Raw genomic sequence first — 26,374 nt, forward strand, 5'->3', positions numbered from 1 at the left:
CATGACCGACCCGAAAGCCCTGCCCGCGCGCCAGATGGTGCTGATGCGCCATGCCCAGGCCGCCCCTGCCCCGTTTGGCGAGATGGGCCAGGATGCCGACATGCGCCGCCCCCTGACCCTCCATGGGCAGCACATGGCCGCGCGCTGCGGGGCATGGCTGCGGGCGCGCCACTTCGCACCCGACCTGGTGCTGGTCAGTCCCGCACTGCGCACGGTGCAGACGCTGGAGGCGATCGGATCATTTTATGGCGATCGGCAACCTGATATCCGACATGTGAACGCATTGTACGACGCACTGCCCGCAACCATTCGGGACATGCTGTACGAAGTTCCAGATAAATGCAGCAATATCATGATATTAGGCCATAACCCCGGCCTGTATGCACTGGTCCTGCACTGGGCTGCCGGGCGGTGCCCGGCGGCACTGGAGCCAGCGCTGCAACAGGGCTTTCCCCCCGCCTCGATTGCCTGTCTGGGCACACAGAAACCGTGGAATACCGCCACGGATGGCGAAATTCACCTGCGGGACCTGTATTGCCAATAATGTCATTGCCCGGGGCGGGCTGGGTGGATTGCCACGGCAGGGGTTTCGTTCCTATCGTCTGTCCCGAGGCCCGATGCCAGCCGCGCCCTGAGCGGCAGCCGGGTAAAAAAATTTGGGCACACTGACAAACTGCCGCACGAACGGCAGACCGCCCGGAGGTTGGAGACACGTGCCGCCCCGTGCCAACGGGCACGCAGCGGGGGCACCCAAGAGGAGTGTTGTAGATGAGCGAGTCCGAGAAAACCGCCACAATCTCGCTGAATGGCAAGGATGTTGCCCTGCCCGTGCTGTCGGGCACGCTTGGCCCGGATGTTGTTGACATCCGCAAGCTGCCGGCACAGGCCGGGGTCTTTACCTATGATCCCGGTTATGGCGAAACGGCTTCATGCTCCAGCAAGATCACCTTCATCGACGGTGAAAAGGGCATCCTGCTGCATCGCGGCTACCCCATCGCGCAGCTGGCCGAACAGGCGACCTTCATGGAGGTGGCCTATCTGCTGCTCAATGGCGAACTGCCCGCAAAGGCGGAATACGACACGTTCGTAAACTCCATCAAGCACCACACGCTGCTGCATGAGCAGATCCGCAACTTCTTCAACGGTTTCCGCCGTGATGCCCATCCCATGGCCATCCTGTGCGGCACGGTGGGCGCGCTGTCCTCCTTCTATCACGAAGGGCTGGATGTCTCGAACGCCGCCACGCGCTACCAGTCAGCGCTGCGCATCATCGCCAAGATCCCGACCATCGCGGCATGGGCCTACAAATACACCCAGGGCGAGACCTTCGTGTATCCGCGCAACGACCTGTCCTATGCGGAAAACTTCCTGTCCATGATGTTCGCGGTGCCCAGCGAGCCGTACAAGGTCAATCCGGTGCTGGCGCGCGCCATGGACCGCATCCTGATCCTGCATGCCGACCACGAGCAGAATGCCTCCACCTCCACCGTGCGGCTGGCGGGCTCGACCGGCGCCAATCCGTTCGCCTGCATTTCCGCAGGCATCGCGGCCCTGTGGGGTCCCGCCCATGGTGGCGCCAACGAGGCCGTGCTGAAAATGCTGGCCGAGATCGGGCACAAGGACAACATTCCCGAATTCATCGCCAAGGTGAAGGACAAGAACAGCGGCGTGCGCCTGATGGGCTTTGGCCACCGGGTGTACAAGAACTTCGACCCGCGCGCCAAGATCATGCAGGCCACCTGCCATGAAGTGCTGGGGGAACTGGGGATCAAGGACGATCCGCTGCTTGACCTTGCGATCGAGCTGGAAAAGATCGCCATCCACGATGAATATTTCGTCAAGCGCAGCCTGTACCCGAATGTCGATTTCTATTCGGGCATCATCCTCAAGGCCATGGGCATTCCCACCAGCATGTTCACCGTGCTGTTTGCCGTGGCCCGTACCACCGGCTGGATCAGCCAGTGGAAGGAAATGATCGAGGAGCCGGGACAGCGCATCGGCCGCCCGCGCCAGCTTTACACCGGCTCCCCGCAGCGGGACTTCACGCCATTTGACAAGCGTGGCTGAATAACGACAGCACCCCCACCCGGCGGCACCGCGCGGCCGGGTGGCGGGACCCGTGCCGGGCGTAACGGCCCGTAACGGGACAGACATAAAAAGGGGCAGGCCGCACCCGCGACCTGCCCCTTTTCCTGTTCAGGGTGGTTTTTCGGCAAGGCCCTGCCGGGTCAGTCGCACTCGCAGCCGTTAGTGGGGCCGGGACGCCGCTGGATGACATGATGGTCGATCCATTCCGACACCAGCCGCCGCGCCTCGTTAAGCGAGGATTCGGGATGGTGGATACGATACAGGGTGGTGCAGGCGTGAAAGGCCGACACATCGCTGGTCCCGACGCCACGCAGTTCCTGGTAGGCGGTGATTACGGCACGCTCGCACTTGCGAGGGATGCGACTGTTTTCAACAGACACGATGCGATGATCCATTAGTGAGAATGATTATCAGTATTGGCATATTAGAGCGAATACCCCGTGGGGGCAAGGGAGGCGTGGCCTCACACTCTGCTGAACGGGTCACGTTATATTTCCGATACCGGCTTTTTTTTGGCAATTCCGGCGGCGGGCCGACGTAGACAGATGGATTTTCGGCTCTGTTGCGGTTAATCGTCTGTGCAGTCATTCACGACAGTAGACATTATTGGGCCGGAGATAGGGTATGCACGACGCCACGGGGAACGGGGCCGGACTTTCAACAGGGTCAACCGCATGGGACCGCGATGCCGCATTGATGACGGCACGCCTGCTGCTGGAAATCAAGGCTGTCAACTTCCGCCCCGATGATCCCTATACCCTGACCTCGGGCTGGAAATCCCCGGTCTACATCGATTGCCGCCGCATCATCTTCTTCCCCCGCGCGCGGCAGAAGATCATGGAACTGGCGGTGGAAAAGATCGGCCGCCACGTAGGTTATGAAAGCATTGACGCCGTTGTGGGCGGCGAGACGGCGGGCATCCCGTTCGCCGCCTGGATTGCCGACCGCATGATGGCGCCCATGGCCTATGTGCGCAAGAAGCCCAAGGGCTTTGGCCGCAATGCCCAGATCGAGGGCGATGTGCCCGAAGGCATGCGCACCCTGCTGGTGGAGGACCTGACCACCGATGGCTCGTCCAAGGTGCAGTTCGCCAACGCGCTGCGCAACGCGGGTGCGATCGTGGACCACACGTTTGTCGTGTTCTTCTACGGCGTGTTCCCCGGTGCCTACCGCACGCTGGCGGACATGAACATAAGCCTGCATGCGCTGTGCACCTGGTGGGATGTACTGGAAGCCTGCGCGGGCAAGCCCTATTTCGCGGAAAAGGACGCCGCCGAGGTCCGCCGCTTCCTTGAAGATCCCTGTGCCTGGTCGGCAAAGCATGGCGGCGTGGGCAGTGCCGAGGAAGCCCTGGCACTTAAAACCAGACGAGACGCCGGGGCCTGACCGGCAGGCCGGTTGATGGCGCGTATCCTTGCCTTCGATTCCGGTATTGGCGGGCTGGGGGTCGTAGCCCAGCTTCGTGCCCTGCTGCCCGGTGTACCGATCGACTATCTGGCAGACACCGCCGTCTATCCCTATGGCGAGCAGCCCGATGCCCTGCTGCGGCACCGGATCGTCACCCTGCTGGGCCAGGCCATTGCCCGCCTGCGGCCCAGCGTTGTGGTCATTGCCTGCAACACCGCCAGCACCCTGGCGCTGGACAGCCTGCGCGCGACTTATGGCATACCCTTTGTCGGCTGCGTGCCCCCCATCAAATGGGCGGCGGACCATACCCGCACCGGCACCATCGGCCTGCTGGCCACGCGCGCCACGGTGCGCAGGCCCTATCTGCAGGACCTGCACGCCCGCTTCGCCCCGCGCTGCACCCTGCTGGCCCATGGCGCGCGCGGGCTTGCGGATATGGCGGAACGTGCCTTCCGTGGCCTGCCCCCCGACCGCACGCAGCTTGCCATCGAGCTTGACGGGCTGTTCGGCCAACCCGGCGGCGCGGCAATTGATGTGGTGGGCATTGGCTGCACGCACTACACCTTTCTCCTTGATGCCCTGCGCGAAAGCGGGCCAGCCGGCGTAACGTGGCTGGACCCTGCGCCCGCCGTGGCACGACAGGCCGCACGGGTGCTGACGGAGCAGGCACCTGCCATACCATGCGCCACGGGGGGGGAACGGGTCTGTTTTACCGCATTGCCGCCCGACTTCCCTGCCCTGCTGCCCGGCCTGGGCCGGCTGGGCTATGGGGCGGATGCCCTGTCCGTGTTCACGGCAGGGGAGAACACTGCCGCACACCCGATAGGAAACTGAAAGAAGTTTCTGGTGAAGCTTTTTTCAAAAAGCTGCAAAGAACGCCGCCTTTTTGAAAAAAGGCGGCACCCAAAAGCTTTTATTCCTTTATCAATGCGTTGTTCCAGACAGCCTTTAAGGGCTGACGGATAACGCCAGCCCCCGCGCTAGCGCAGGCGGCTGACGGTGTAGCTGGCCGTATCCTGCAACAGCTGGCGCAGGTGGCCGGGCGGGAAGATGGACAGGGCTTCCCGCGCGGCATCGGCGTATTCAGTGGCCCGGTCCAGGGTAATGCGGATGGCATCCGTGCGGGCAATCAGCTGCAGGGCGTGATCCAGATCCTCGGGCTGCTGCTCGCTGCGTTCGATCACGCGCTGCCAGAATGCACGGTCCTCTTCCGATCCCGCCGCATAGGCGGCCAGCACCGGCAGGGTGATCTTGCCTTCGCGGAAGTCATCGCCGACCGTCTTGCCCAGACGGGCCTGGTCAGCGGCGTAATCCAGCGCGTCATCCACCAGCTGGAAGGCCATGCCAAGGTTGGTGCCGTAGGATTCAAGGGCGCGTTCCACCGTTTCGTCCCGTTCGGCCACCACCGCGCCCACACGGCAGGCAGCAGCGAAGAGCGCCGCAGTTTTGCCATGAATCACTTCCAGATACTGATCAATGCGCGTGGAAAGGTCATTCTGCGTGGACATCTGCAGCACTTCCCCTTCCGCGATGGTGGCGGAAGCGGATGAGAGGATATTCATGACCTTGAGCGAGCCATCATCCGTCATGAGCTGGAACGACCGGGCGAACAGGAAGTCCCCCACCAGTACCGATGCCTTGTTGCCGAACACCGCATTCGCGCTGGCCATGCCACGGCGCAGGGAACTTTCATCCACCACGTCATCATGCAGCAGGGTTGCGGTGTGGATGAACTCCACACACGCCGCAAGCCCCACATGGCGCTGGTGCGTGGCATCCGGCTGGTAGCCGCACAGCCGGGCGGAGGCCAGTGTCAGCAGCGGACGCAGCCGCTTGCCACCGGCGGCCACCAGATGGGCCGCAAGCTGGGGAATGAGTGCGACGGGGCTGTCCATCCGCTCGACAATGGCGCGGTTGCACGCCGCCATGTCATCCGCGAGATATTCCGCCAGATCGCGCAGGGCGACTTCTGATCCATCTGCCATCGGGCGGCGAGCCCCTCTGTCTTTCTGACTTGCCGTTTGGTCGGATTCCGGCAGACTAACTGCTAGGGCCAAAAGGTTACTCTCCCGGTTCCGAATGTATCAACATGGATACGAGTATATGGGCGGCGCTGGAATAACGGTCAAGCCGGAGCACGCAGGCATGGGGTGTGCGACAGCGCGGGTACTCCCCCCCCCACCCACGGATGGCGGCCCGGTCACAACCGGCACCCTGCTGGGAGGAAAGGTGCTCTATCGCCAGTTTCCGACCGGAAACCGGACTGGATTGGAACCGGTCCTGATGGCTGCTTTTGTGCCCGCACGCCCCGGACAGGTGGTGTTGGAAGCCGGATGCGGCGCGGGTGCCGGACTGCTCTGCCTTGCGAATCGGGTGCCACACCTGACCGGAATCGGGCTGGAGCATGACCCCGCCACCGGCCGCCTTGCCGCCCATAATTTCCAGATCAATGCGCGCGACGGCCTGCGGGCCCGCGCCGCCACCCTGCCGGCCCTGCCCGATGACCCGCTGCTGTCCGGCCCCGGCACGCGCCGGATCGACCACGCCTTTGCCAACCCGCCCTGGCACGGGCACGATTCCACGCCTTCGCCCCACAGGCAGCGTGACCTGGCCCACCGCCTGCCCGACGGTGCCCTGCGCGAGTGGACGCGCGTGCTGGCGGCCCAGCTGCGCCATCATGGCACGCTGACGCTGGCCCTGCCCGCTGCCCTGCTGGCGACAGGCATCAGCGCCATGGAGGCCGCGCGACTGGGTGGCATAAGGATTTTCCCGTTCTGGCCCCGGACCGGGCAGGCCGCGCGCATCGTTCTGGTACAGGGACGCGCCAACACGCGCGCGGGCAGCGAAATGCTGCCCGGCCTGATCCTGCATGAAACGGATGGCCGCTTCACCCCCGCCGCGCGTGCGGTGTTGGAGGATGGTGCAGCGCTTCGTGCCTGAAAAACAACGGGAAAAAGTTTTTGGTGACGCTTTTTTCAAAAAGCGTCAGGAAACGCCGCCCTGTTGAAAAAAGGCGGCGCCCAAAGCCTTTTATTCCCCTGTCATTCAGTCGCCGAAAGCTTCATCCCATGTGCCCGTAGTGGAGGCACGGCTGTATTCGGTTGCCCGGTTTTCAAAGAAATTGGCGTGCTCGACCGCATTGACCATCTCATCCACCCACGGCAGCGGGTTGGTGGCGATGTCATAGATCCCGTCCAGCCCCAGCTGGCCCAGACGGCGGTTGGCCACGAAGCGGATGTAGCGCTTGACCTGTCCGGCATCCAGCCCTTCCACAGCACCCATCTCGAAGGACAGGTCGATGAAGGCATCCTCGTGCTCGACAATGTCGCGGCAGATCTGGCGGATGTCATCGCGCAGGGTATCGGTCCAGATTTCGGGGTTTTCCTGCACGAACACGCGGAACAGGCGGGCCATCGAATCACAGTGCAGCGATTCGTCCCGCACCGACCACGACACGATCTGCCCCATGCCCTTGAGCTTGTTGTGCCGGGGGAAGTTCAGCAGGATGGCAAAGGACGCGAAAAGCTGCAGCCCTTCGGTAAACGCGCCGAAGGCTGCCAGCGTGCGGGCGATCTGGTAGTTGTCACTGACCGAGAACTGCTGCATGTAGTCATATTTATCCTTCATTTCCTTATACTTGAGGAAAGCGGAATACTCGGTCTCGGGCATGCCGATAGTGTCGAGCAGATGACTGTAGGCCGCGATATGGATGGTCTCGATATTGGAAAAAGCCGAGAGCATCATCAGCACTTCAGTCGGTTTGAACACCTGGCTGTAGTGCTTCATGTAGCAGTTGTTCACCTCCACATCCGACTGGGTGAAGAAGCGGAAGATCTGGGTCACCAGATGCCGCTCGCTTTCGGTCAGGGTGCGGTGCCAGTCCTTTACATCATCGGCCAGCGGGACTTCCTCAGGCAGCCAGTGCACGCGCTGCTGGGTCAGCCAGGCATCATAGGCCCATGGATAGCGGAACGGCTTGTAGACGGGATTGGCCGTCAACAGGCTCTGTTCCATGGGGGGCTGTGCGACGGGGGCGGCTGTATCGGTCATGGCCGTGCTGTCCTGTACGGAAATGACGCTGCCAAGCACAGGCCCGGCAGCGGAAGCATGATCGGAATCTCCCGCGTCAGGCCGCGAGAGCATGGGGCTGCCTGGCCTGTTACTGACAGGCCAGGCATTCCTCGTAATCGGTCGTGGTCGCGGGCCCCGCCGTGCCGGCGGCGTCCTCCCCCTCCCTGTGCGACAGGTCGCGCTTCTCCTGCCCGTCACTGACCGCATCGGCCCGCTGGATGGACAGCGAGCGGCAGTAATACAGTGACTTCACCCCGCGCTTCCACGCCATGTAATGGATCTGGTGCAGGTCGCGCTTGTGCACGTTGGCGGGCAGGAAGATGTTGATCGACTGCGCCTGGCACACATAGGGCGCGCGGTCGGCCGCATGTTCGATCACCCAGCGCTGGTCCAGTTCGAACGCGGTCTTGAACACGTCCTTCTCCTGCCGGGTCAGGAAGTCCAGATGCTGGACACTGCCCTTGTTCAGCGTGATGGAGGACCAGACCTCGCTCGTGTTCTGCCCGCGTTCGGTCAGCAGGCGGTCAAGGTGGCGGTTACGCACGGTGAACGAGCCGGACAGGGTTTTCTGCAGGAACACATTGGCGGCAATCGGCTCGATGCCGGGGCTGGCATTGCCCGCGATGATCGAGATCGAGGCCGTGGGCGCGATGGCCATCTTGTTGGAAAACCGCTCCATCACCCCGTAATCCGCCGCATCCGGGCACGGCCCGCGCTCTTCGGCCAGCTTGCGTGATGCCGCATCGGCCTGCGCGCGGATATGCTTGAAAATGCGCCGGTTCCAGCCCTTGGCCACCACACTTTCAAACGGCACGTTGTTGGCCTGCAGGAAGGAATGGAAGCCCATCACCCCCAGCCCCACCGAACGCTCGCGCATGGCGGCGTAGCGGGCGCGTTCCATGTCGTCCGGCGCGCGGTCGATGAAGTCCTGCAGCACGTTGTCGAGGAACAGCATCACGTCCTCGATAAACTGCGGGTTGTCCTTCCACTCCTCCCACGTCTCCAGGTTGAGCGAGGACAGGCAGCACACCGCCGTGCGCTCGCGGCCATGCTGGTCCATGCCGGTAGGCAGGGTGATTTCCGCGCACAGGTTGGAAGTCTTGACCTCCAGCCCCGCCAGCTTGTGGTGTTCGGGGCGGGCATTGTTCACATGGTCGGAAAAGATGATGTACGGCTCGCCCTGCTCCATGCGCGCGGTCAGGATGCGTATCCACAGCGCGCGTGCCGAGACCTTGCGGATGACCGTGTTGTCCTTGGGGGAAAGCAGTGCCCATTCATCATCATCCGCCACCGCGCGCATGAAGGCGTCGGGCACCAGCACCCCATGGTGCAGGTTGAGCGCCTTGCGGTTGGGGTCACCGCCGGTGGGGCGGCGCAGTTCGATGAATTCCTCGATCTCGGGATGCCAGACCGGCAGGTAGACGGCAGCCGACCCCCGACGCAGCGACCCCTGGCTGATGGCCAGCGTCAGGCTGTCCATCACACGGATGAACGGAATTACGCCGGAAGTCTTGCCATTGCGGCCCACGTTCTCGCCAATCGAGCGCAGGTTGCCCCAGTACGACCCGATGCCGCCGCCCTTGGACGCCAGCCAGACATTCTCGTTCCACAGGTCCACGATGCCACGCAGGCTGTCATTCGCCTCGTTCAGGAAGCACGAGATGGGCAGGCCGCGCGTGGTGCCGCCATTGGACAGCACGGGTGTTGCGGGCATGAACCAGTGGCGCGAGATGTAGTCATACAGGCGCTGCGCGTGGGCCGCGTCCGCACCGTAATAGGACGCCACGCGACCGAACAGGTCCTGATAGCTCTCACCGGGCAGCAGGTAGCGGTTATCGAGCGTGGCCTTGCCAAACGCCGTCAGCAGCGCGTCGCGGCTGTGGTCCACGCGCACGGGATGGTGGCCGGGCAACTGGACCACATTGTCCAGCATGTCAGACATTTCAGGCATCGTGGCACTGTCCTTTCCCTGGACGATTCCATCGCCGCTGGCAGCACCATCGACCATGCCGCCGGATACACCGTCCAGGACCATTTGCATTCTCCATAACCCGCTCACAGCCGCACACAGGACCGGGCGGGTCCTGTGTGCGGGTGGAGCATCCATTTGTAATATGACCCCATATATGGATCAGACTGCCGTGGATTGCACTACATAATGTGTGGGGACAAAATGTGGACCGTTGCGCCGAATCAGCGGGCAAGCTTGCGTCAAGTATGCAAAAGGCATCTTTTATTTTTTTAAATTCGGCATGCCCGCCCCTCACGCCCCCAGCGTGCCCCAGCGCGCGGTTGCCGCGTCATCACAGGCGCGCGGAGCGACCCAGGCCGTGCTTCCATCGGCAAATTCCTCGCGTTTCCAGAAAGGTGCGTGGGTCTTGAGCCAGTCCATCATGAATTCCGTCGCCCCCAGCGCGCCCCCCCTGTGGGCCGAAGCACACAGCACCAGCACGATGGGCATGCCCACCGCCAGCCGGCCCACACGGTGGATGATGGTGCAGCCCACAAGCCCGAATCGCGTACAGGCGGATTCGGCAATCTGGCGCATCATGGTCTCGGTCATGCCGGGGTAGTGTTCCAGTTCCAGCGCCACCAGGCCGCCGCCGCCCCGGACAAAACCCGTAAACGCGCCCACTCCCCCCACTTCCGTCTGCCCTGCCAGCAGGGCCGTGGTCTCGTGGGCGGAATCGAACGCTTCCGCCTGAACGCGGATCGTAACGCGGGACATGGCGCGGTCAGCCTCCGGTAACGGGGGGGAAGAAGGCAATCTCGTCATTGGCGGCAATGGTGGCCGCGTTTGTGGCGAAACTCTGGTTCACGGCAACACGGATCAGTTCCGGCCGGCCAAAGATCTCGGCATACGCGCCGCCACGGGCGTGCAACTGGCTGATCAGGCCCGCCACGGAGTCCACGCCCGGTGGCAGGGGCAGTGTCTCACCGGGGCGGCCAAGCCGGTCCCGCAGCCATGCAAAATAGAGAATGCGCAGCATTCCGGTTTCATCTCCCTGTCTGCGGGCCATGACTGACGGATGGCCGGAGCCACCCCTCAGGGGGCCTGCTGTTCGTGAACCGTGCCATCGGCGCCAACCAGGGTACTGGTGCCATCGCCATTGGGCACGATGATGGTTGAATCCGACACGCCCTTATGCGTCGCCTCCCCCGCCAAGGGCAATGCGGAAACAGGCAGTGCCTCCGCCTGCATGCCATCGGGTGCCGGATCGTTGCCGATCTGCATCTCGCCACCGGCAGGCAGGTCCACCTCACGCTCGACCAGACGGGAGCGCGCGGCCGCATTGCCCGGGCCGTCCGGCCCCGCGCCAATGGCGTCCAGCGCCATCTGCCCGGACGGCAGGACCGGCCAGATATTATGCTCCTGCGCCACGATGGGCGGGACCCGGGCAACCCTGCCTGCTACACGGCGCATGTTTTCCACATCCGTGCGCGGGGTGTTGGGCAGGCTGCCCGGCAGTTCCGTATTGTCGGACAGGATTTTGCCAAAGCCGCCACATCCGGCCAGACATAGTAGCAGCAATGACAGCAGCATGGCGTTACGCACCGTGTTCTCCCCTTTCCCGGCCTGTCCGGCACAAGGTGGACCCGTCAGCCCACAGGAGAGAGCAACCACGCCGCGCGTTAATTTTTCATGTAATCAGGACGATAATTTTGTCGCCCCCGCCCCGGCGCCGCTGACATGGCGCAGCCCGGTGGACAGGTAGTCCCACCCGGTAATCAGGGTCAGGACGGCGGCGATCCACATCATGATGGCCCCCAGCGCGTTGACGGGCAGCCAGCCGATATGCAGCAGCCCCGCCGTGCTGTCGCCCGCCAGCAGGAAGCCGATGGCGGTCATCTGGAATCCGGTTTTCCATTTGGCCAGCCGGGTTACCGGCAGCCCCACGCGGGTTGCGGCCAGGTATTCCCGCAGGCCACTGACCAGGATCTCCCGCGAGAGGATGATGATGGCCGGGTACAGGCAGCCGTACGGCAGCCGCCCCAGCCCCGCCATGACCATGAGCGAGGCACCGACCAGCAGCTTGTCGGCAATCGGGTCCAGCATGCGGCCCAGGTCGGAATTCTGGTTCCAGGCCCGCGCCAGCTTGCCATCCAGGTAGTCGGTAATCCCCGCCAGGATGAACAGCACGCAGGCGGCGCAGTCGGTCTGGGGGGTGTGCAGGACAACCAGCCCGACAACAAGGGGAACCACAATGATGCGGGACAGGGTCAGGAGATTGGGCAGGTCGGTAAGCATGCTGATACTGCTATAGCCAAGGATGGGGAAAAGCCGAAATACTGATAACGCCTGTCAGGCAGGTTCTACGCTCACATCTGCATGACAGCCGATCAGTCCCCTGTCCAGTCGGGATGGAAATATCCGTATATGGCACGCGCCATGTCACGGTTGATACCGGGTGCATTTTCCAGTTCCCCCAGACCCGCCTGGCGCACGCTGCGGGCCGAGCCGAAATGCTTGAGCAGCGCACGCTTGCGTGCAGGTCCAACGCCCGGAATATCGTCCAGTTCCGAGCGCACCAGCGTTTTGGAACGGCCCGCGCGGTGGGTGGTGATGGCAAAGCGGTGTGCCTCGTCCCGCAGGCGCTGGAGGTAGTACAGCACCGGGTCACGCGACGGGAGCTGGAAGGGGGCGCGGCCTTCGGTATGGAACCATTCGCGCCCGGCATCCCTGTCCGGCCCCTTGGCAATGGCCACCAGCGTCACCCCCGTGACCCCCAGTTCGTCCAGCACGCCGCGCACGGCGGTATACTGCCCGGCACCGCCATCGATCAGCAGGATGTCGGGCCAGTCCTCGGGGCGCACGCCCTCCTCGCGGTCCTTCAGCGCGCGGCGGAAGCGGCGTTCCAGCACCTCGCGCATCATGGCGAAGTCATCGCCCGGCGTGACCGGCCCCTTGATGGAGAATTTGCGGTAGGCCCGCTTGTCAAACCCTTCCGGCCCGCCCACCACCATCACGCCATAGGCATTGGCGCCCTGGATGTGGCTGTTGTCGTAGGTCTCGATCCGGCGCGGGGGTTCCGCCAGCCCGAACAGGTCGGCCACGCCCTGCAAAAGCCGGGCCTGGCCGGCGCTTTCCGCCATCCTGCGCTCCAGCGCTTCGCGCGCGTTGATTTCGGCATGCTCGATCACGCCGCGCTTTTCGCCACGCCGGGGGTGGATGATCTCCACCTTCCGCCCCCGCCGCAGGCCCAGCGCCGCGGTCAGCACGTCCAGTTCCGGCAGGTCCTGATTGACCAGGACCTGCGCCGGCGGCGGCTTGTCGTCATAGAACTGGCCGATGAAGGCGGCGAGCACGTCGGGCGCGTTCTCGTCACGCGCATGGCTGGGAAAGAACGCCCGGTTGCCGTTGTTGCGCCCGGCGCGGATGAAGAACACCTGAATGCAGGACTGCCCCGCGATCTGCCAGATGGCGATGATGTCCGCATCCGTCACGGTAGAGGGATTGATGACGCTGGAATCCTGCTGCAACGCCGAAAGCCCCCGTATGCGGTCGCGGATCGCCGCCGCGCGCTCGAACTCCAGCGCGCCTGCCGCCTCCTCCATCTCGCGCCCCAGCTGTTCGCGCATATGGGGGTTGCGGCCCGCCAGGAAGTCGCGTGCCTGGGCGGCCAGCCCGGCATAGTCCTCGCGGCTTATGCGGTCGGTGCAGGGAGCCGAGCAGCGGTGGATCTGGTGCAGAAGGCACGGGCGCGTGCGGCCCTGCATCTCGCTGTCGGAGCATGAGCGCAGCAGGAAGGTGCGCTGGAGCAGGTTGAGCGTCTGGTTGACCGACCAGGCGGACGCGAACGGCCCCCAGTAGCTTGCCCCCTTCACCGGCTTGCCCCGGTGCTTGCTGATCTGGGGGAATTCATGCCGGTCGGTCAGCATGATCCACGGATAGCTCTTATCGTCGCGCAGCAGGATGTTGTACCGCGGCTGCATGCGCTTGATGTAGTTGGACTCCAGCAGCAGGGCCTCGGCCTCGGTATGGGTCGTGACGATTTCCATGCCGTGGGTTTCCGACACCATGCGCCGCAGCCGTTCGGTCAGGCGGCTGACATGGGTATAGGACGTCACGCGCTTCTTCAGGTTGAGCGCCTTGCCCACGTACAGCACATCACCCTTTGCCCCCAGCATGCGGTACACGCCGGGGGATTGCGGCATGGTCTGCAGGGCATGGTGGATCGCCGCCACCCCCACGGGCCGGGTCGGGGGGGCTGAAATGGCCGTTGTCATGGTTGGTGGCCGTTCATCCACCGATGATGTGGATAAGTCTGTGGAGCAGCAGCAGAAAAAAACGTGCGGATGGCGGTTTTCCTTTCCTGCAACTGGATTGCCCAAAAAAACATCACTAAAGATAACCTACTGTTTTATAACAATTATATTTGGGAACCCCGCAGCCGGAAAAAAAATCCCACCCCTGATTGGCCGGATTCAGGCCTGTCAACCCCACAGGTGGACAAATTGTGGCATCAGTGTGATGGCGGGGTCCGGTTTCCTTTTTGCACGAAATATCAGCCGCCTTTTGCAATTCGTTCCTGTTTTTGTCCTGCACGGCCCGGCGGGGGCGGAAAAATATTCTTGTCAGCCCCGCCCGGATCGGCAATGCACCCGATATGCGTATCGTAACCTGGAATATCAATTCCCTCCGCCTGCGGATGCCCCTGCTCGCCCGTCTCTGCGCGGAAACGGCGCCCGACATGGTCTGCCTGCAGGAAACCAAGGTGCCCGATGCCCTGTTCCCGCTGGAGGCGGTGCGGGCGCTGGGGTTCGGCCATGTCGCCTATCGCGGCATGAAGGGATATAATGGCGTGGCCATCCTGTCACGCCAGCCGGTGCAGGTGCTGGAGGATACGCCGGACTGGTGCGCGCGGGGCGACTGCCGCCACCTGGCCGTACGCCATGGCAGCGGGGAGACGGCCATCGACGTGCATGATTTCTACGTGCCCGCCGGTGGTGACATTCCCGACCCGGATGAAAACCCCAAATTCGCCCACAAGCTGGCATTTGTGGAAGAGGCACGCCACTGGTTTTCCGCCCGCGCCATGCGGCGTACGGTGCTGGTGGGGGATCTGAACATCGCCCCGCTGGAACACGATGTGTGGAGCCATAAGCAGTTGCTGAAGATCGTCAGCCACACCCCGGCGGAAACCGAACGCCTGCTGGCATGGCAGCAGACCGGCTTTATCGACGCGATGCGCCACTTCGTACCCCCGGCGGAGAAGCTTTACACCTGGTGGTCCTATCGCAACCGTGACTGGAGTGCCTCTGACCGGGGGCGGCGGCTGGACCATGTATGGGTCACGCCCGACCTGAGGGACGCGCTGCGCGGCATGCAGGTGCTCCGCCCCGCGCGAGACTGGGACAAGCCATCCGACCATGTGCCGGTCATTGTCGATATGGACGCCTGAGCGTCCTGCCCCCGCGGGAATTGTCTGAAAACGATTCATGGGAAAAAACGGACGTTCCCGGGTGCCGGTAGCGTTCTGGAAAACACGTCACCGGACACGTCCGCATGACGGGCAGGACGTGTGCAGGATGCACGCCCCATAAACACGACCGGGCCGCCCGAAACCGGGCGGCCCGTCATGAAAAGCCGTCACGCCATCCCTGCCATCAGGCCAGGGCGGGCTTGCCCCCTTCGGGGTCCAGGCGATAGCCGCCACCTTCCGTCACCAGCAGGGACGCATTGGTGGGATCAGGCTCGATCTTCTGGCGCAGGCGGTAGATATGCGTCTCAAGCGTATGGGTGGTCACGGCGGCGTTGTAGCCCCAGACCTCGTTCAGCAGCACCTGCCGCGGCACCGGGCGCGTGCCCGCGCGGTACAGGAATTTCAGGATGGCCGCTTCCTTTTCCGTCAGCCGGATGCGGCGGTTCTTTGCCGTTTCCTGCAGAAGCTTGGCGGACGGGCGGAAGATGTATGGCCCGATGGCGAAGACCGCGTCCTCGCTATTTTCGAAAATCCGCATCTGCGCGCGCAGGCGGGCCAGCAGTTCGGCAATACGGAACGGTTTGGCCACATAGTCATTGGCCCCCGCGTCCAGCCCGCGCACCACATCCGTCTCGTCATCCGAGCCAGTCAGGATGATGATGGGGATGCGCTTGCCCTTGCGCCGCAGATCGGCGCAGAAATCACGGCCATCCCCGTCAGGGAGGGAAACGTCGAGGATGATCGCATCGAACCGGGCACCCGGCACCTGCAGTTTTTCCCACGCTTCGGCGACGGAGCCTGCCTCGATCGCTTCAAATTCACCATCAATCTGTAGCTGTTCAACGAGCATTTGACGTAAAGTCTGATCGTCGTCCGCTATCAGTATGGGACGTGCTCCTGCCATCGAACCCTCTTTATCACTTTAGTTCCGACCCATTATCGGGCCGGTTTCTGTCTTGCCGTTCATGCCCCGCCATGCAACCCGTCCGGCCCATGACCCGACGGCCATCATGCCGCGTGCAGTCGAATCAGGCTGCAGATACCATACACAAGACCCGATCCAGAGGAATTCATGATACGCGCTATTTTACAAACGAATACAGGTCTGGATGCACGACTGCATTGCATGGGTGCGGACATGCCCGCGATTATCGGCGCGGGCGGCATAAAAAACCACAAGATCGAGGGGGATCACGCCACACCTGCCGGGATCTGGCCGCTGCGGCGGGTCTTCTACCGCGCCGACCGGGTGCCATCACCTGTCTGTCATCTGCCGGTGGAACCCCTGGGTCCGCACGATGGATGGTGCGATGACCCCGCGCATCCCGACTACAACCGCCACATCACCCTGCCCCACCCCGCCCGGCACGAACGGCTGTGGCGCGATGATCACGTTTATGACATTCTTGTGGTTCTTGGTTATAACGACGATCCCGTCCAATCGGGCCGGGGCTCGGCCATTTTCCTTCATCTGCCCCCACGCGGTGGCCGACCGACCGAAGGCTGCGTTGCCGTGGCCGAAGCGCTCCTGCGCCAGCTTCTGGCGGCGGGGCTGGGGGAGATCGAGGTCAGGCCGGCATGACGCCCCGCTGCCCGGCGGGGGGACGGGCCACCGCCGCATCGGGCGGCACGAGGCGGATGATGATGTCGCCCGCCGCGGCCTCGGCGGGAATCGCGTCCTCGGCCGAGCAGATCCAGATCGCGGTACCCTTGCGGATGATCATGAACAGCATGGCCGGACCCTGGAGCAGCTGCTCCTCGCCCATATCGGCGCGCATGGTGTGGCTGGCGAAACGCCAGCCCTGCGCGTAAAGCGAGTCGATCATCGAGAAATTCCACCCCGGCTCCCCCAGGACCTTGCCGCGTGAATCCCGGCTCAGCCCATGGTACAGGTCCAGCCGGGCAATGCCGGGACTGACCTGGAACACACGCTGGCGCCCGAGATCGGGCGCCATGCGCGCGCAGACAAGGCCGTTATAGATGGCATCGGGCGTTGCCGCGATCAGGTAGTCCGCCGGGCGTTCCTCCAGGCTTTCCTGCCCCGCGTCCGAAAGCAGTTCGGCACTCAGGATCGGCACGCCAAGCTTTGCCGCCTTGTTCAGCGCGGGCGCATAGGTATCGACCAGCAGCACCGGTATGCCCTGGTCATGCACCACGCGCGCAAGGTTGGTGGACCAGGCATTGGCCCCCATGATGGCCAGCGCCGGTTCATCGGACAGTGTCAGCCGCAGCGCGCGCGCCAGCGGCCGCAGCGAAAATCCGTGCAGGATCATGGTGGACGCGATCAGTGCGAACACGGCGGGCGTGATCAGGTTGGCGCCAGGATAGCCCGCTTCACGCAGCTGCAGCCCGACCACACCGGCCACCGCCGCCGCCACGATGCCGCGCGGCGCGATCCAGCCCACGAACAGCCGCTCCTGCCATGACATGCTGGCCCCGATGGTGGACAGGAAGATGCCCAGCGGCCGGACCACGAACATGACCGTGAATGTCAGCGCCATGATGGGCAGCGAAAGCTGGGCCAGCAGCGTGCGCTGCAGGTCCGCCGTCAGCAGCACGAACAGGCAGGACACCACGATCACGCCCAGCGATTCCTTGATGCGCTGCAGTTCCGATATGCCCGTGACCTGCAGGTTGGCCAGCGCCATGCCGAACACGGTGGCGGCCATCAGCCCCGCCCCCTGCATGATCAGGTTGCAGAATGCCGCGACCCCCATGGCAAAGGCCAGGATGATGGGAATGCGCAGGATTTCGGGCAGCAGGTCGCGCGCGGACAGGAACTTGATCAGCATGGCGGGAAAGACGCCACAGGCAATCGAGAACATGGTGGCGAACAGCAGGTGCGGCCCGATCTCGACCGCCGCAAGCGACATCCCCGCCGTGTGCGACGGGCGCAGCAGCAGGCATTCCAGCACCAGCGTTGCCAGGATGGCGGCAATCGGGTCATTGACGATCGCCTCCCACCGCAGGAACGCCGCCACCCGTGGCCGCAGCTTGGTATGGCGCAGCAGCGGCAGCACCACCGTGGGGCCGGTCACCACCACGATCGCGCCGAACAGCCACGCCGTGCCCCACGGCAGGTGGCCGATATAATGCGCCGCGATCGAACCGAGTACCCAGTTGATGGGCAGGGCCGCCGCCGTCAGGCGCAGCACGCCCTCGCCCGACTCCCGCCATTGCCGCAGGTCCAGCGCCAGCCCGCCCTCGAACACGATGAAGGCCACCGCCATGGACACAAGCGGGTGGAAATAAGGCCCGATTGCCGCCGCCGGGTGCAGGAGCCCCAGCCCCGGCCCGTAGATCAGCCCAAGGGCGAACAGCAGCACGATGGCCGGCAGCCTGAAGCGCCACGCCACCCACTGGGCCGCGATCCCGCCGCCCAGAACGCACAGAATTCCTATTGCCAGGTTGGTTGCCTGCATGCCCGTATCCCGCATTGTTGCAAACGCCCCAGCCGCCTGCCAGCTGCGCGTTCACGGGCAGGGAATGCGATCATGGCGTATCCGTTCAACCGATATGTATATCAGCCATCACGCTGCATGATGGCAGCAAAAAAACCATCGGTATGGTGCTGGCGTGGTGTCAGGCTGACCTGTCCGTCCGTGCTCAGGCCGGGCGGCAGGTCATCGTGCGCCCCGTCGGGGGCCACCAGCGAAAAGGCGGGATTGCGCGCAAGGAAGGCGGCGATCTGGTCCCCGTTCTCCTCGCGCAGCACGGAACAGGTGGCATAGACCATCCGTCCACCAGGCCGGACCAGCGCCGCCGCGCGGTCGATGATTTCGGCCTGCTTGGCGGTCAGTTCCAGCAGGTCCTGCTCCCGCAGGCGCAGGCGGGCATCGGGATTGCGCCGCCATGTGCCGGTGCCGGTGCATGGCGCATCGACCAGCACGCGGTCAAAACTGCCGCTGCGCCTGCGCGCCCAGCGGTCCCCCGCCACCAGCAGGTGGCGCTCGGCATTGTGAACGCCCGCACGACGCAGGCGGCGCACGGCCCCCTCCAGCCGGGGTTCGGATACATCGCACGCCACGATGTGGCCGCGATTCTCCATGGTCATGGCCATGCCCAGCGTCTTGCCCGCCGCCCCCGCGCAGTAATCCAGCACGCGCATGCCGGGACGGGCACCCACGGCGGCAACCACAAGCTGGCTGCCCTCGTCCTGTATCTCGATCAGTCCGTTGCGGAATGCGGTGCTGGAGGTAACCGGCTGGCGCCCCGCCACCCGCAGCCCCCAGGGTGAAAGGGCTGTCTCCTCCGCCCGGATGCCATCCCTGTCCAGCGCCGCGCACGCGGTGGCACGGTCGGACTTGAGCAGGTTGACCCGCAGGTCCAGCGTGGCCTCGCCATCCATGGCGGCCAGTTCGGCCTCCAGCCCGTCGCCGAATGTGCGTTCCAGCCGGGGCAGCAGCCAGTCGGGTACCTCCAGCCGGACCGCGCGCGGCATATCCGCATGCACCATTCCCTGACCACGCAGCCGGTCATACAGCGCGCTTTCATGCCCGATCAGCCCCAGCGGGGCGTACCGCTCCCCGGTGAACAGGGTGTGCGGGGTTTCATGGCCATCGGGTTCCAGCGCCATCATGGCCAGCACCAGTGTACGCGGCGTGACCTGGCCGCCCGCGCGCGCGATCCACCAGTGCAGCCTGCGCCAGTGGCGCAGCACGCGCCACACGCGCGCCGATATGGCCCGGCGGTCGCCGCCGCCAATATAGCGCCGTTCACGGAAGAAGGCATTGGCCAGCGCATCGGCGGGGCGCTGCGGCGTGGCCTCCATTGCGGCAAGCAGGTCAATGGCGGCGGAAAGCCGTGCGCTGGGTGTCATGGATCAGGGAACCGTTACTGTGGAAAGACCGGCAGGATCAGTCCTGCTGGTAGTTGGGGGCTTCACGCGTGATGGACACGTCATGCACATGGCTTTCACGCAGGCCCGCCCCCGTGATGCGACGGAATCGCGCACGCTGCTGCAGGTCGGCAATGGTGGCGGAGCCGGTATAGCCCATGCCCGCGCGCAGGCCACCCACAAGCTGGTGCACAACCGCACCCATCGCGCCCTTGTAGGCCACGCGGCCCTCGATGCCTTCGGGCACCATCTTGTGCGTGTCCTTGATGTCCTGCTGGAAGTAGCGGTCCGCCGACCCGCGTGACATCGCACCCAGGCTGCCCATGCCGCGATAGGACTTGTAGGTCCGCCCCTGGTACAGGAACACCTCGCCCGGCGCTTCTTCCGTGCCCGCCAGCAGCGAGCCGATCATCACCACGTCGGCCCCCGCGCCAATGGCCTTGACGATATCGCCCGACGTCCGCACGCCACCATCGGCAATGGCGGGCACGTCCAGTTCATGGCACGCGGCCGATGTTTCCATCACGGCGGAGAACTGCGGCACGCCCACACCGGCCACGATGCGCGTGGTGCAGATCGAACCCGGCCCGATGCCCACCTTCACGCAGTCGGCCCCCGCCGCGATCAGCGCACGCGCGGCTTCGGGCGTTGCCACGTTGCCGGCAATGATCTGGATGTCGGACTTGAGTGCGCGCACCTGCTCGATGGATTTGAGCACGCCCATGGAATGGCCATGCGCGGTGTCGATCACCACCACATCCACGCCGGCGGCAATCAGTTCGCGCGCGCGGCCCACGCCGTCCTCTCCCACGCCGGTGGCGGCGGCACACAGCAGGCGGCCCATGCTGTCCTTGTTGGCCTGCGGGTACTGGACCGCACGGTCCATGTCCTTGACGGTGATCAGGCCGATGCAGCGGTCCTCGTCATCCACAACCAGCAGCTTCTCGATCCGGTGGCGGTGCAGCAGCTGGCGGGCCTGGTCGCGGTCGGCATTGTTGCGCACGGTCACCAGGTTCTCGCGCGTCATCAGTTCATACACGCGCTGGGCGGGGTCGGTGGCAAAACGGACATCGCGGTTGGTCAGGATGCCGACCAGCCGATTGGTCTCACGTTCCACCACCGGCAGGCCGCTAATACCGTGGCGCGACATGGTGGCGTTGACTTCCGCCAGCGTCTGGTCGGGATAGACGGTGACGGGATTGACCACCATGCCCGATTCGAAGCGCTTGACGCGCCGGACCTGCTCGGCCTGCTGTTCAACGGTCAGGTTCTTGTGGATGACGCCCAGCCCGCCATTCTGGGCCATGGCGATGGCCATGCTGTCCTCGGTCACGGTGTCCATGGCGGACGAGATCAGCGGAATGTTCAGCGTGATCGTGCGGGTCAGCCGGGTTTTTGTCGATGTCTGCGCGGGCAGGACGTTCGATTCGTCGGGAACGACCAGCACGTCATCAAAGGCGAGGGCCTCGCGAATGCGATCCTCGATCCGGGGGGCGGATGTGTTTTTCGGTATGGAAGACATGATGCAGGGGCCTCGTCAGCAGATGGCGGCTTCCCCGCGCCTCGGGTCACCGACCGTTGGCGCTCCCTCTTAGGGGGCGGCGTGCCCGCTTGCAAGCCTTACGCGCATGCCCGATGCGCTTTATTGTGCGGATGGGGCAAAAATGCCCCCTGCCCCCTTAAAATCAGAAAAGCGTTTTTGGTGAAGCTTTTTTCAAAAAGCTTCAAAGAAAGCCGCCTTTTTGAAAAAAGGCGGCACCCGGAGCCTTTTATTATCTGGCTGCGTCAGGCACGTTTTCATGCATGCAGGCGCAAACCGTCATACGCCGCCTCCACCCCATCGGGCAGGTTGGCCTGCATCCAGCCCCAGTCCATGTCCGGCCCCATATGGGTCAGCACGGTGCGGCGCGGCTGGATGATGTCGCGCCAGCGCAGCACCTGCGCCACCCACCCGTGGGAGGGATGGACCTCGCGCTGGAAGCAGCCGATCACCCACGTATCCACGCCGCGCAACGTCTCCAGCGCCGTATCATCCAGTTCCGCCACGTCGGTACAGTAGGCCATGGGGCCGGCACGCAGGCCCAGTGTCTCGGTCCGGCCGTGACGCTGGGCAAACAGCTGCACCGTCATCCCGGCCATGGTGCGGGTGGACGGCAGGGCAACGTGATGCACATCCAGCACGGGGCGGAAAATACGCGGCGGTGTCCAGGGACGGAAGGCGTAGTCAAAGCGGACGCTGATCTCGTCCATTACCTCCACCGTTCCATAAACCGGCAGCGGGCCGCCAATGATGCGGTTGATGGTCCGCAGTTCGTCCAGTCCGGCAATATGGTCGGCATGGGCATGGGTATAGACCACCGCATCCACGGTGCCGATCCGCTGGGCCAGAAGCTGGTCACGCAGGTCCGGCCCGGTATCGACCAGCAGCCTGCGGCCCGGCCCGTCATCTATGATGACCGATGAGCGGGTGCGGCGGTTGCGCGGCTCGCCGGGGTCGCACTCACCCCAGTCCCCTGCCCCGTCGGGGCCACCCAGCATGGGCACGCCAGCCGAACCGGCACAGCCAAGGATGATCATCTCCATGCCGGTCAGACCGCCTGGCTGAACAGGCGGCTGAAATTGCGGGTGGTCATCTCGGCAAAGGCCGCGTCCTCCATCCCGCGCAGTTCGGCCAGCCTGCGTGCGGTATAGGCCACGTAACCCGGCTCGTTGCGCTTGCCGCGCCGGGGCACGGGGGCAAGATAGGGCGAATCCGTCTCGACCAGCAGGCGGTCGGCGGGTACCGCCTGCGCCACGTCCCGCACCGCCTGCGCGCGGTTGAAGGTGGCGATGCCCGAAAAGCTGATATACCCCCCAAGCTCCAGCGCGCCCGCCGCAAGCGCCGGCCCGGAGGAAAAGCAGTGGATCAGGAACGGGAACGCCCCGCGGCTTTCCGTCTCGTCCCGCAGAATGGCCAGCGTGTCGTCATCGGCCTCCCGCGTGTGGATGACCAGCGGCAGGCCGGTACGGCGGGCTGCATCGATATGCACGCGGAAGCTTTCGTGCTGCTTCGGCCTGATTTCGGGCTGGCCGTGAAAATAATCCAGCCCGCTTTCCCCGATGCCCACCACGCGCGGGTCATCGGCCATCGCCACCAGTTCTGTAACCTCGGGCAGCACTTCCTCATCCACATGGTCGGGATGGGTGCCAATGGTGCACCAGACCCTGAGTTCCGGGCTGTCCAGTTCCGCCAGCCGCTTCTGCTGGTCCGCGTGCGACAGGCGGGTGCCGATGGTCACCATGCCATCCACCCCGGCCTGCCGCGTGCGGGCCAGGATTTCGGGCATTTCCCCGGCGGAAAAATGGTCGAGGTGACAGTGGGAGTCGGTCAGTCCCGTGCGGGTCATGAAGCCTCCGGTTCGACATAACGGGGAAAGATGCCCTGGGGCGCCGGCAGCGCGCGGCCCGCGGGCAGCGGGACATCAAGGGATGCGAAGGTACGCTCGCCTTCCGCCACACCAAGCTGGGTCAGCATCCTGTCCATGCTGCCGGGCATGTAGGGCTGAAGCACGGTGGCGATGATGCGCAGCGCATCGGCCAGCACGCGCAGCACGTCGCCCATGCGGGCGGCATCGGTTTTCTTCAGCTTCCACGGGGCCTGATGGTCGATATAGGCGTTGCAGGCGCGGATCAGCTTCCACACTTCCTCCAGCGCATCGGTCAGGGCCTGGCGGTCGATCTGTTCGTGCATGATCTGCACCAGCAGGCTGGCCGGGGCCAGCAGCTTCGTGTCTTCCGGCGTGTGGGTGCCCTGCGGCGGCAGCTTTCCGTCGCAGTTGCGCGCGATCTGGGACAGCGTGCGCTGGGCCAGGTTGCCAAGATCATTGGCCAGTTCGACATTCATGCGCGAGATGATGGCCCGGCGGCTGAGGTCACTGTCCCCGCCAAAAGGCATCTCGCGCATCAGGAAGAAGCGGATCGGGTCAAGGCCGAACTCCGTAACCAGGTCGCGCGGGTCCACCACGTTGCCCAGCGACTTGCTCATCTTCTGGCCCTCGATGGTCCACCAGCCATGCGAGAACACGCGATCGGGCAGCGGCAGCCCGGCCGCCATCAGCAGCGCGGGCCAGTAGATGGCATGGAAGCGCAGGATGTCCTTGCCCACCAGATGCAGGTTGGCGGGCCAGAATCCCCAGCGCGCGGCCCCCGCATCGGGATAGCCCACGGCGGAGAGGTAGTTGGCCAGCGCGTCCACCCACACATACATCACATGCTTCGGGTCGCCTGGCACCGGAATGCCCCAGCTGAAGCTGGTGCGGCTGACCGACAGGTTGCGCAGGCCCTGCTTTACGAAACTGATCACTTCGTTGCGGCGGCTGGCGGGTTCGATAAAGCCGGGCCGGGTTTCATACAGTTCGAGCAGCCTGTCACCGAATCTGGACAGGTCGAAGAAATACGACGGCTCCTTCACCCATTCCACGGCGGCCCCGGTGGGCGCGACCTTTTTGCCATCCGGCCCGTCGATCAGTTCTTCCTCGCCATAGAAGCACTCATCGCGCGTGGCGTACCAGCCTTCATACGCATCCAGATAGATGTGGCCGTTTTCCTCCAGCTTCTTCCACAGCGCCTGCGCGCCCTGCACATGGCGGGGTTCGGTGGTGCGGATGAAGTCATCATAGGAAATGGCCATCGTGTCATACATGTCACGGAAATCGGCCGCGACCCGGTCGGCAAAGGCGATGGGGGTCATGCCTGCCGCCTGCGCGGCCTGCTCCACCTTCTGCCCGTGCTCGTCCGTTCCGGTCAGGAAAAAGACATCAAACCCCGCCAGCCGCTTGAAGCGCGCGATCACGTCCGCCGCGACGGACGTGTAGGCATGGCCGATATGTGGCGCCCCATTCACGTAATAGATCGGTGTTGTGACGTAGTAGCGCCGTGTCATGTTTCACTCACCCGTGCAAGCGCCGTAAGGATCGCCTGCTGTTCGTCCAGATTGAATTGTTCGGTCTCGGCGCGCAACCGGGCCATGTCCTGCCACAGCAGGGCCATGCGGGCCGGGCGCAGATCACGCGCCTGCGGCGCGACCGGATTGCGGGCCAGGTCACAGGCCCTGTCAGATATGGCATCGCAGAGCAGATCGAAAAAGACGGAAAAGCCATTTTCTTCCTGTACCATCGCCGCCACGTCATAGGCCCCGGCCGGTGTCACCTGCCCCGCCATGACCTGTTCCACCAGCCCCGCCAGCACCGCACCGCCGCCATGCAGCAGTTCAAGCGCCCGGCCCGGCGCGCCATGGGCCAGCGGTATGATGGCGTCCAGCCGGTCGGGGGGCGGGGCGTCGGGCATGGCGGACAGCACCGCATGCATGGCCGCATTGTCCATGGGTGCCAGGTTCAGCACCCGGCAGCGGCTGCGGATGGTGGGCAGCAGGCGGCCGGGCATGGCGGCGGTCAGGATCAGGATCGCGCGCTCGGGCGGTTCCTCCAGTATCTTGAGAATGGCGTTGGCCGCCGTGCGGTTCATGTAGTCCGCGCCATCCACGATCACCACGCGCCACCCGCCTTCCGCCGCCGTGCGGTGCAGGAAGGTGCCGATGGGCCTGATGTCATCGGCCACGATCTCGCGCCGCAGGGGCGGCGGGGCGCCCTTCTTCCTTTTCTTGCGGCTTTTCTCGTTCACGCCCCGGGCAATGACCAGCAGGTCGGCATGGGTGCCCGCGCTGACACGACGGCCCACGGCGCTGGCATGGTCCCGCGCGCCCAGCAGCGTACGCGCCATCATGAAGGCCATCGTGGCCTTACCCACCCCTTCCGGCCCGGTCAGCAGCCAGGCATGGTGCAGCCTGCCGCTGCGGATGACGGACAGGAATTCGGCCCAGGCCGCGTCATGCCCCACCAACTGGCGACAGGTGCGCGGGTCCTCCATCAACCGCCCCGACCCGCAAGGCGGGGTGCCAGCACGGCGCGGATGGCCTGCTGCACGCCCCCGGCATCACCGCTGGCGTCAATACGGTGGCAGCGCGCGGCGTCGCGTCGGGCAATCGCGTCGAACCCGGCGGCCACGCGGGCGTGGAAGGCCGCATCCTCCGCCTCATACCGGTCCGCGCGCCCGTCCGCGCGCTGGCGCAGGCGGTCACGGGCCACGTCGGGGGGCACCTGCAGCACGAAGGTCAGGTCTGGCTGCACGGGCAGCATTGCGCGCAGCTGGCCGATCATGTCCAGCAGCCCCGTATCGGCATGGCTCACGCCGTAACCCTGATAGGCTTCGGTCGAATCGGCAAAGCGGTCACAGACCACGATCCGCCCCTGCGCCAGGGCCGGCAGGATGCGGCGGTCCACATGGTCGGCCCGGGCGGCGAAATGGGTCAGCACCTCGGCACGCGCCGAAAGGTCATGGCCGCCAAACAGCAGGAAGTCGCGCAGCGCTTCCGCCGCCTCCGTCCCCCCCGGCTCGCGCGTCAGGTCGACATCGTGGCCATGGGCGCGCAGGTGATCGGCCAGCAGCCGGGCCTGGGTGGACTTGCCCGCCCCCTCGCCCCCTTCAAACGTGATGAACAGCCCGCGCATGC

General features: G+C 64.6%; 25 protein-coding genes. 7 read left to right on the plus strand and 18 right to left on the minus strand.

What is annotated here, in order from left to right; all coding sequences use genetic code 11:
• Position 1: 1 nt before the first annotated feature.
• Positions 2 to 544, plus strand: coding sequence for a SixA phosphatase family protein (locus tag GWK63_RS09105; RefSeq protein ID WP_007400404.1), 543 nt, complete (start codon positions 2 to 4; stop codon positions 542 to 544).
• A gap of 224 nt (positions 545 to 768) precedes the next feature.
• Positions 769 to 2,067 (plus strand): citrate synthase, encoded by a 1,299-nt coding sequence (gltA, locus tag GWK63_RS09110; protein ID WP_007400403.1) that lies wholly within the window; start codon positions 769 to 771, stop codon positions 2,065 to 2,067.
• A gap of 161 nt (positions 2,068 to 2,228) precedes the next feature.
• On the opposite strand, the gene GWK63_RS09115 is transcribed toward gltA, so the two are convergent.
• Complete coding sequence (locus tag GWK63_RS09115; protein WP_007400402.1) at positions 2,229 to 2,483, minus strand: hypothetical protein; 255 nt, start codon at positions 2,481 to 2,483, stop codon at positions 2,229 to 2,231.
• 229 nt (positions 2,484 to 2,712) lie between these two features.
• Between GWK63_RS09115 and GWK63_RS09120 the strand changes: the two genes are divergently transcribed.
• Positions 2,713 to 3,474 (plus strand): orotate phosphoribosyltransferase, encoded by a 762-nt coding sequence (locus GWK63_RS09120; protein ID WP_034933703.1) that lies wholly within the window; start codon positions 2,713 to 2,715, stop codon positions 3,472 to 3,474.
• 15 nt (positions 3,475 to 3,489) lie between these two features.
• Positions 3,490 to 4,329 carry a glutamate racemase gene (locus tag GWK63_RS09125; protein WP_007400400.1) on the plus strand — a complete coding sequence of 280 codons (840 nt, stop codon included), beginning with the start codon at positions 3,490 to 3,492 and terminating at the stop codon, positions 4,327 to 4,329.
• A 146-nt stretch (positions 4,330 to 4,475) separates the two neighbouring features.
• Here the strand turns inward: GWK63_RS09125 and GWK63_RS09130 are convergent, their stop codons facing one another.
• Positions 4,476 to 5,480, minus strand: a complete 1,005-nt coding sequence (locus GWK63_RS09130; protein WP_007400399.1) for a polyprenyl synthetase family protein — start codon at positions 5,478 to 5,480, stop codon at positions 4,476 to 4,478.
• 160 nt (positions 5,481 to 5,640) lie between these two features.
• Here GWK63_RS09130 and GWK63_RS09135 point away from each other — a divergent pair, with 160 nt between their 5' ends.
• On the plus strand, positions 5,641 to 6,435 hold the full coding sequence (locus GWK63_RS09135; protein ID WP_050800818.1) for a tRNA1(Val) (adenine(37)-N6)-methyltransferase: 795 nt from the start codon (positions 5,641 to 5,643) through the stop codon (positions 6,433 to 6,435).
• A gap of 105 nt (positions 6,436 to 6,540) precedes the next feature.
• Here the strand turns inward: GWK63_RS09135 and GWK63_RS09140 are convergent, their stop codons facing one another.
• The 7 genes from GWK63_RS09140 to uvrC form a co-directional block, all read right to left on the minus strand.
• Positions 6,541 to 7,545, minus strand: a complete 1,005-nt coding sequence (locus tag GWK63_RS09140) for a ribonucleotide-diphosphate reductase subunit beta (RefSeq protein ID WP_040000053.1) — start codon at positions 7,543 to 7,545, stop codon at positions 6,541 to 6,543.
• A 109-nt stretch (positions 7,546 to 7,654) separates the two neighbouring features.
• Positions 7,655 to 9,508: a ribonucleoside-diphosphate reductase subunit alpha gene (locus GWK63_RS09145; RefSeq protein ID WP_263626869.1), complete on the minus strand. Its 1,854-nt coding sequence runs from the start codon at positions 9,506 to 9,508 to the stop codon at positions 7,655 to 7,657.
• A gap of 321 nt (positions 9,509 to 9,829) precedes the next feature.
• Positions 9,830 to 10,294, minus strand: coding sequence for a molybdenum cofactor biosynthesis protein MoaE (locus tag GWK63_RS09150; protein ID WP_007400393.1), 465 nt, complete (start codon positions 10,292 to 10,294; stop codon positions 9,830 to 9,832).
• Positions 10,295 to 10,301: 7 nt separating this feature from the next.
• A complete protein-coding gene (gene moaD / locus GWK63_RS09155; RefSeq protein WP_034933718.1) occupies positions 10,302 to 10,556 on the minus strand; it encodes a molybdopterin converting factor subunit 1 in 255 nt (84 codons plus the stop codon).
• Between the two features lie 56 nt (positions 10,557 to 10,612).
• Positions 10,613 to 11,122, minus strand: coding sequence for a hypothetical protein (locus tag GWK63_RS09160; RefSeq protein WP_007400391.1), 510 nt, complete (start codon positions 11,120 to 11,122; stop codon positions 10,613 to 10,615).
• A 93-nt stretch (positions 11,123 to 11,215) separates the two neighbouring features.
• Positions 11,216 to 11,815 (minus strand): CDP-diacylglycerol--glycerol-3-phosphate 3-phosphatidyltransferase, encoded by a 600-nt coding sequence (gene pgsA, locus GWK63_RS09165; RefSeq protein ID WP_007400390.1) that lies wholly within the window; start codon positions 11,813 to 11,815, stop codon positions 11,216 to 11,218.
• A 92-nt stretch (positions 11,816 to 11,907) separates the two neighbouring features.
• Positions 11,908 to 13,794, minus strand: coding sequence for an excinuclease ABC subunit UvrC (gene uvrC / locus GWK63_RS09170; protein WP_040000042.1), 1,887 nt, complete (start codon positions 13,792 to 13,794; stop codon positions 11,908 to 11,910).
• A 380-nt stretch (positions 13,795 to 14,174) separates the two neighbouring features.
• Here uvrC and GWK63_RS09175 point away from each other — a divergent pair, with 380 nt between their 5' ends.
• Positions 14,175 to 14,969, plus strand: coding sequence for an exodeoxyribonuclease III (locus tag GWK63_RS09175; protein WP_040000041.1), 795 nt, complete (start codon positions 14,175 to 14,177; stop codon positions 14,967 to 14,969).
• 205 nt (positions 14,970 to 15,174) lie between these two features.
• On the opposite strand, the gene GWK63_RS09180 is transcribed toward GWK63_RS09175, so the two are convergent.
• Positions 15,175 to 15,894, minus strand: a complete 720-nt coding sequence (locus tag GWK63_RS09180) for a response regulator transcription factor (RefSeq protein ID WP_034933727.1) — start codon at positions 15,892 to 15,894, stop codon at positions 15,175 to 15,177.
• Between the two features lie 222 nt (positions 15,895 to 16,116).
• On the opposite strand from GWK63_RS09180, the gene GWK63_RS09185 reads away from it, so the two are divergent.
• Entirely contained in the window at positions 16,117 to 16,572 is a 456-nt protein-coding gene (locus tag GWK63_RS09185) for a L,D-transpeptidase family protein (protein WP_083824519.1), read from the plus strand.
• Here the strand turns inward: GWK63_RS09185 and GWK63_RS09190 are convergent.
• The 8 genes from GWK63_RS09190 to tmk form a co-directional block, all read right to left on the minus strand.
• A complete protein-coding gene (locus tag GWK63_RS09190; RefSeq protein WP_007400383.1) occupies positions 16,559 to 18,412 on the minus strand; it encodes a cation:proton antiporter in 1,854 nt (617 codons plus the stop codon). The two genes, GWK63_RS09185 and GWK63_RS09190, sit on opposite strands and share 14 nt — an antisense overlap.
• Positions 18,413 to 18,513: 101 nt before the next feature.
• On the minus strand, positions 18,514 to 19,809 hold the full coding sequence (locus GWK63_RS09195) for an RsmB/NOP family class I SAM-dependent RNA methyltransferase (RefSeq protein WP_007400381.1): 1,296 nt from the start codon (positions 19,807 to 19,809) through the stop codon (positions 18,514 to 18,516).
• Positions 19,810 to 19,846: 37 nt separating this feature from the next.
• Positions 19,847 to 21,349, minus strand: a complete 1,503-nt coding sequence (guaB, locus tag GWK63_RS09200; protein WP_007400380.1) for an IMP dehydrogenase — start codon at positions 21,347 to 21,349, stop codon at positions 19,847 to 19,849.
• Positions 21,350 to 21,624: 275 nt separating this feature from the next.
• Positions 21,625 to 22,410, minus strand: coding sequence for an MBL fold metallo-hydrolase (locus tag GWK63_RS09205; protein ID WP_007400379.1), 786 nt, complete (start codon positions 22,408 to 22,410; stop codon positions 21,625 to 21,627).
• Between the two features lie 5 nt (positions 22,411 to 22,415).
• Positions 22,416 to 23,213: a TatD family hydrolase gene (locus GWK63_RS09210; protein WP_007400378.1), complete on the minus strand. Its 798-nt coding sequence runs from the start codon at positions 23,211 to 23,213 to the stop codon at positions 22,416 to 22,418.
• Positions 23,210 to 24,748 (minus strand): methionine--tRNA ligase, encoded by a 1,539-nt coding sequence (gene metG / locus GWK63_RS09215; RefSeq protein WP_007400377.1) that lies wholly within the window; start codon positions 24,746 to 24,748, stop codon positions 23,210 to 23,212. The genes GWK63_RS09210 and metG overlap by 4 nt, the downstream gene beginning before the upstream one ends.
• Complete coding sequence (locus GWK63_RS09220; protein ID WP_034933740.1) at positions 24,745 to 25,731, minus strand: DNA polymerase III subunit delta'; 987 nt, start codon at positions 25,729 to 25,731, stop codon at positions 24,745 to 24,747. The genes metG and GWK63_RS09220 overlap by 4 nt, the downstream gene beginning before the upstream one ends.
• Positions 25,731 to 26,372 carry a dTMP kinase gene (gene tmk, locus GWK63_RS09225; protein ID WP_007400375.1) on the minus strand — a complete coding sequence of 214 codons (642 nt, stop codon included), beginning with the start codon at positions 26,370 to 26,372 and terminating at the stop codon, positions 25,731 to 25,733. The genes GWK63_RS09220 and tmk overlap by 1 nt, the downstream gene beginning before the upstream one ends.
• Between the last annotated feature and the right edge of the window lie 2 nt (positions 26,373 to 26,374).

It is taken from the genome of Komagataeibacter rhaeticus (genome assembly GCF_011611525.1).
Taxonomy (GTDB): domain Bacteria; phylum Pseudomonadota; class Alphaproteobacteria; order Acetobacterales; family Acetobacteraceae; genus Komagataeibacter; species Komagataeibacter rhaeticus.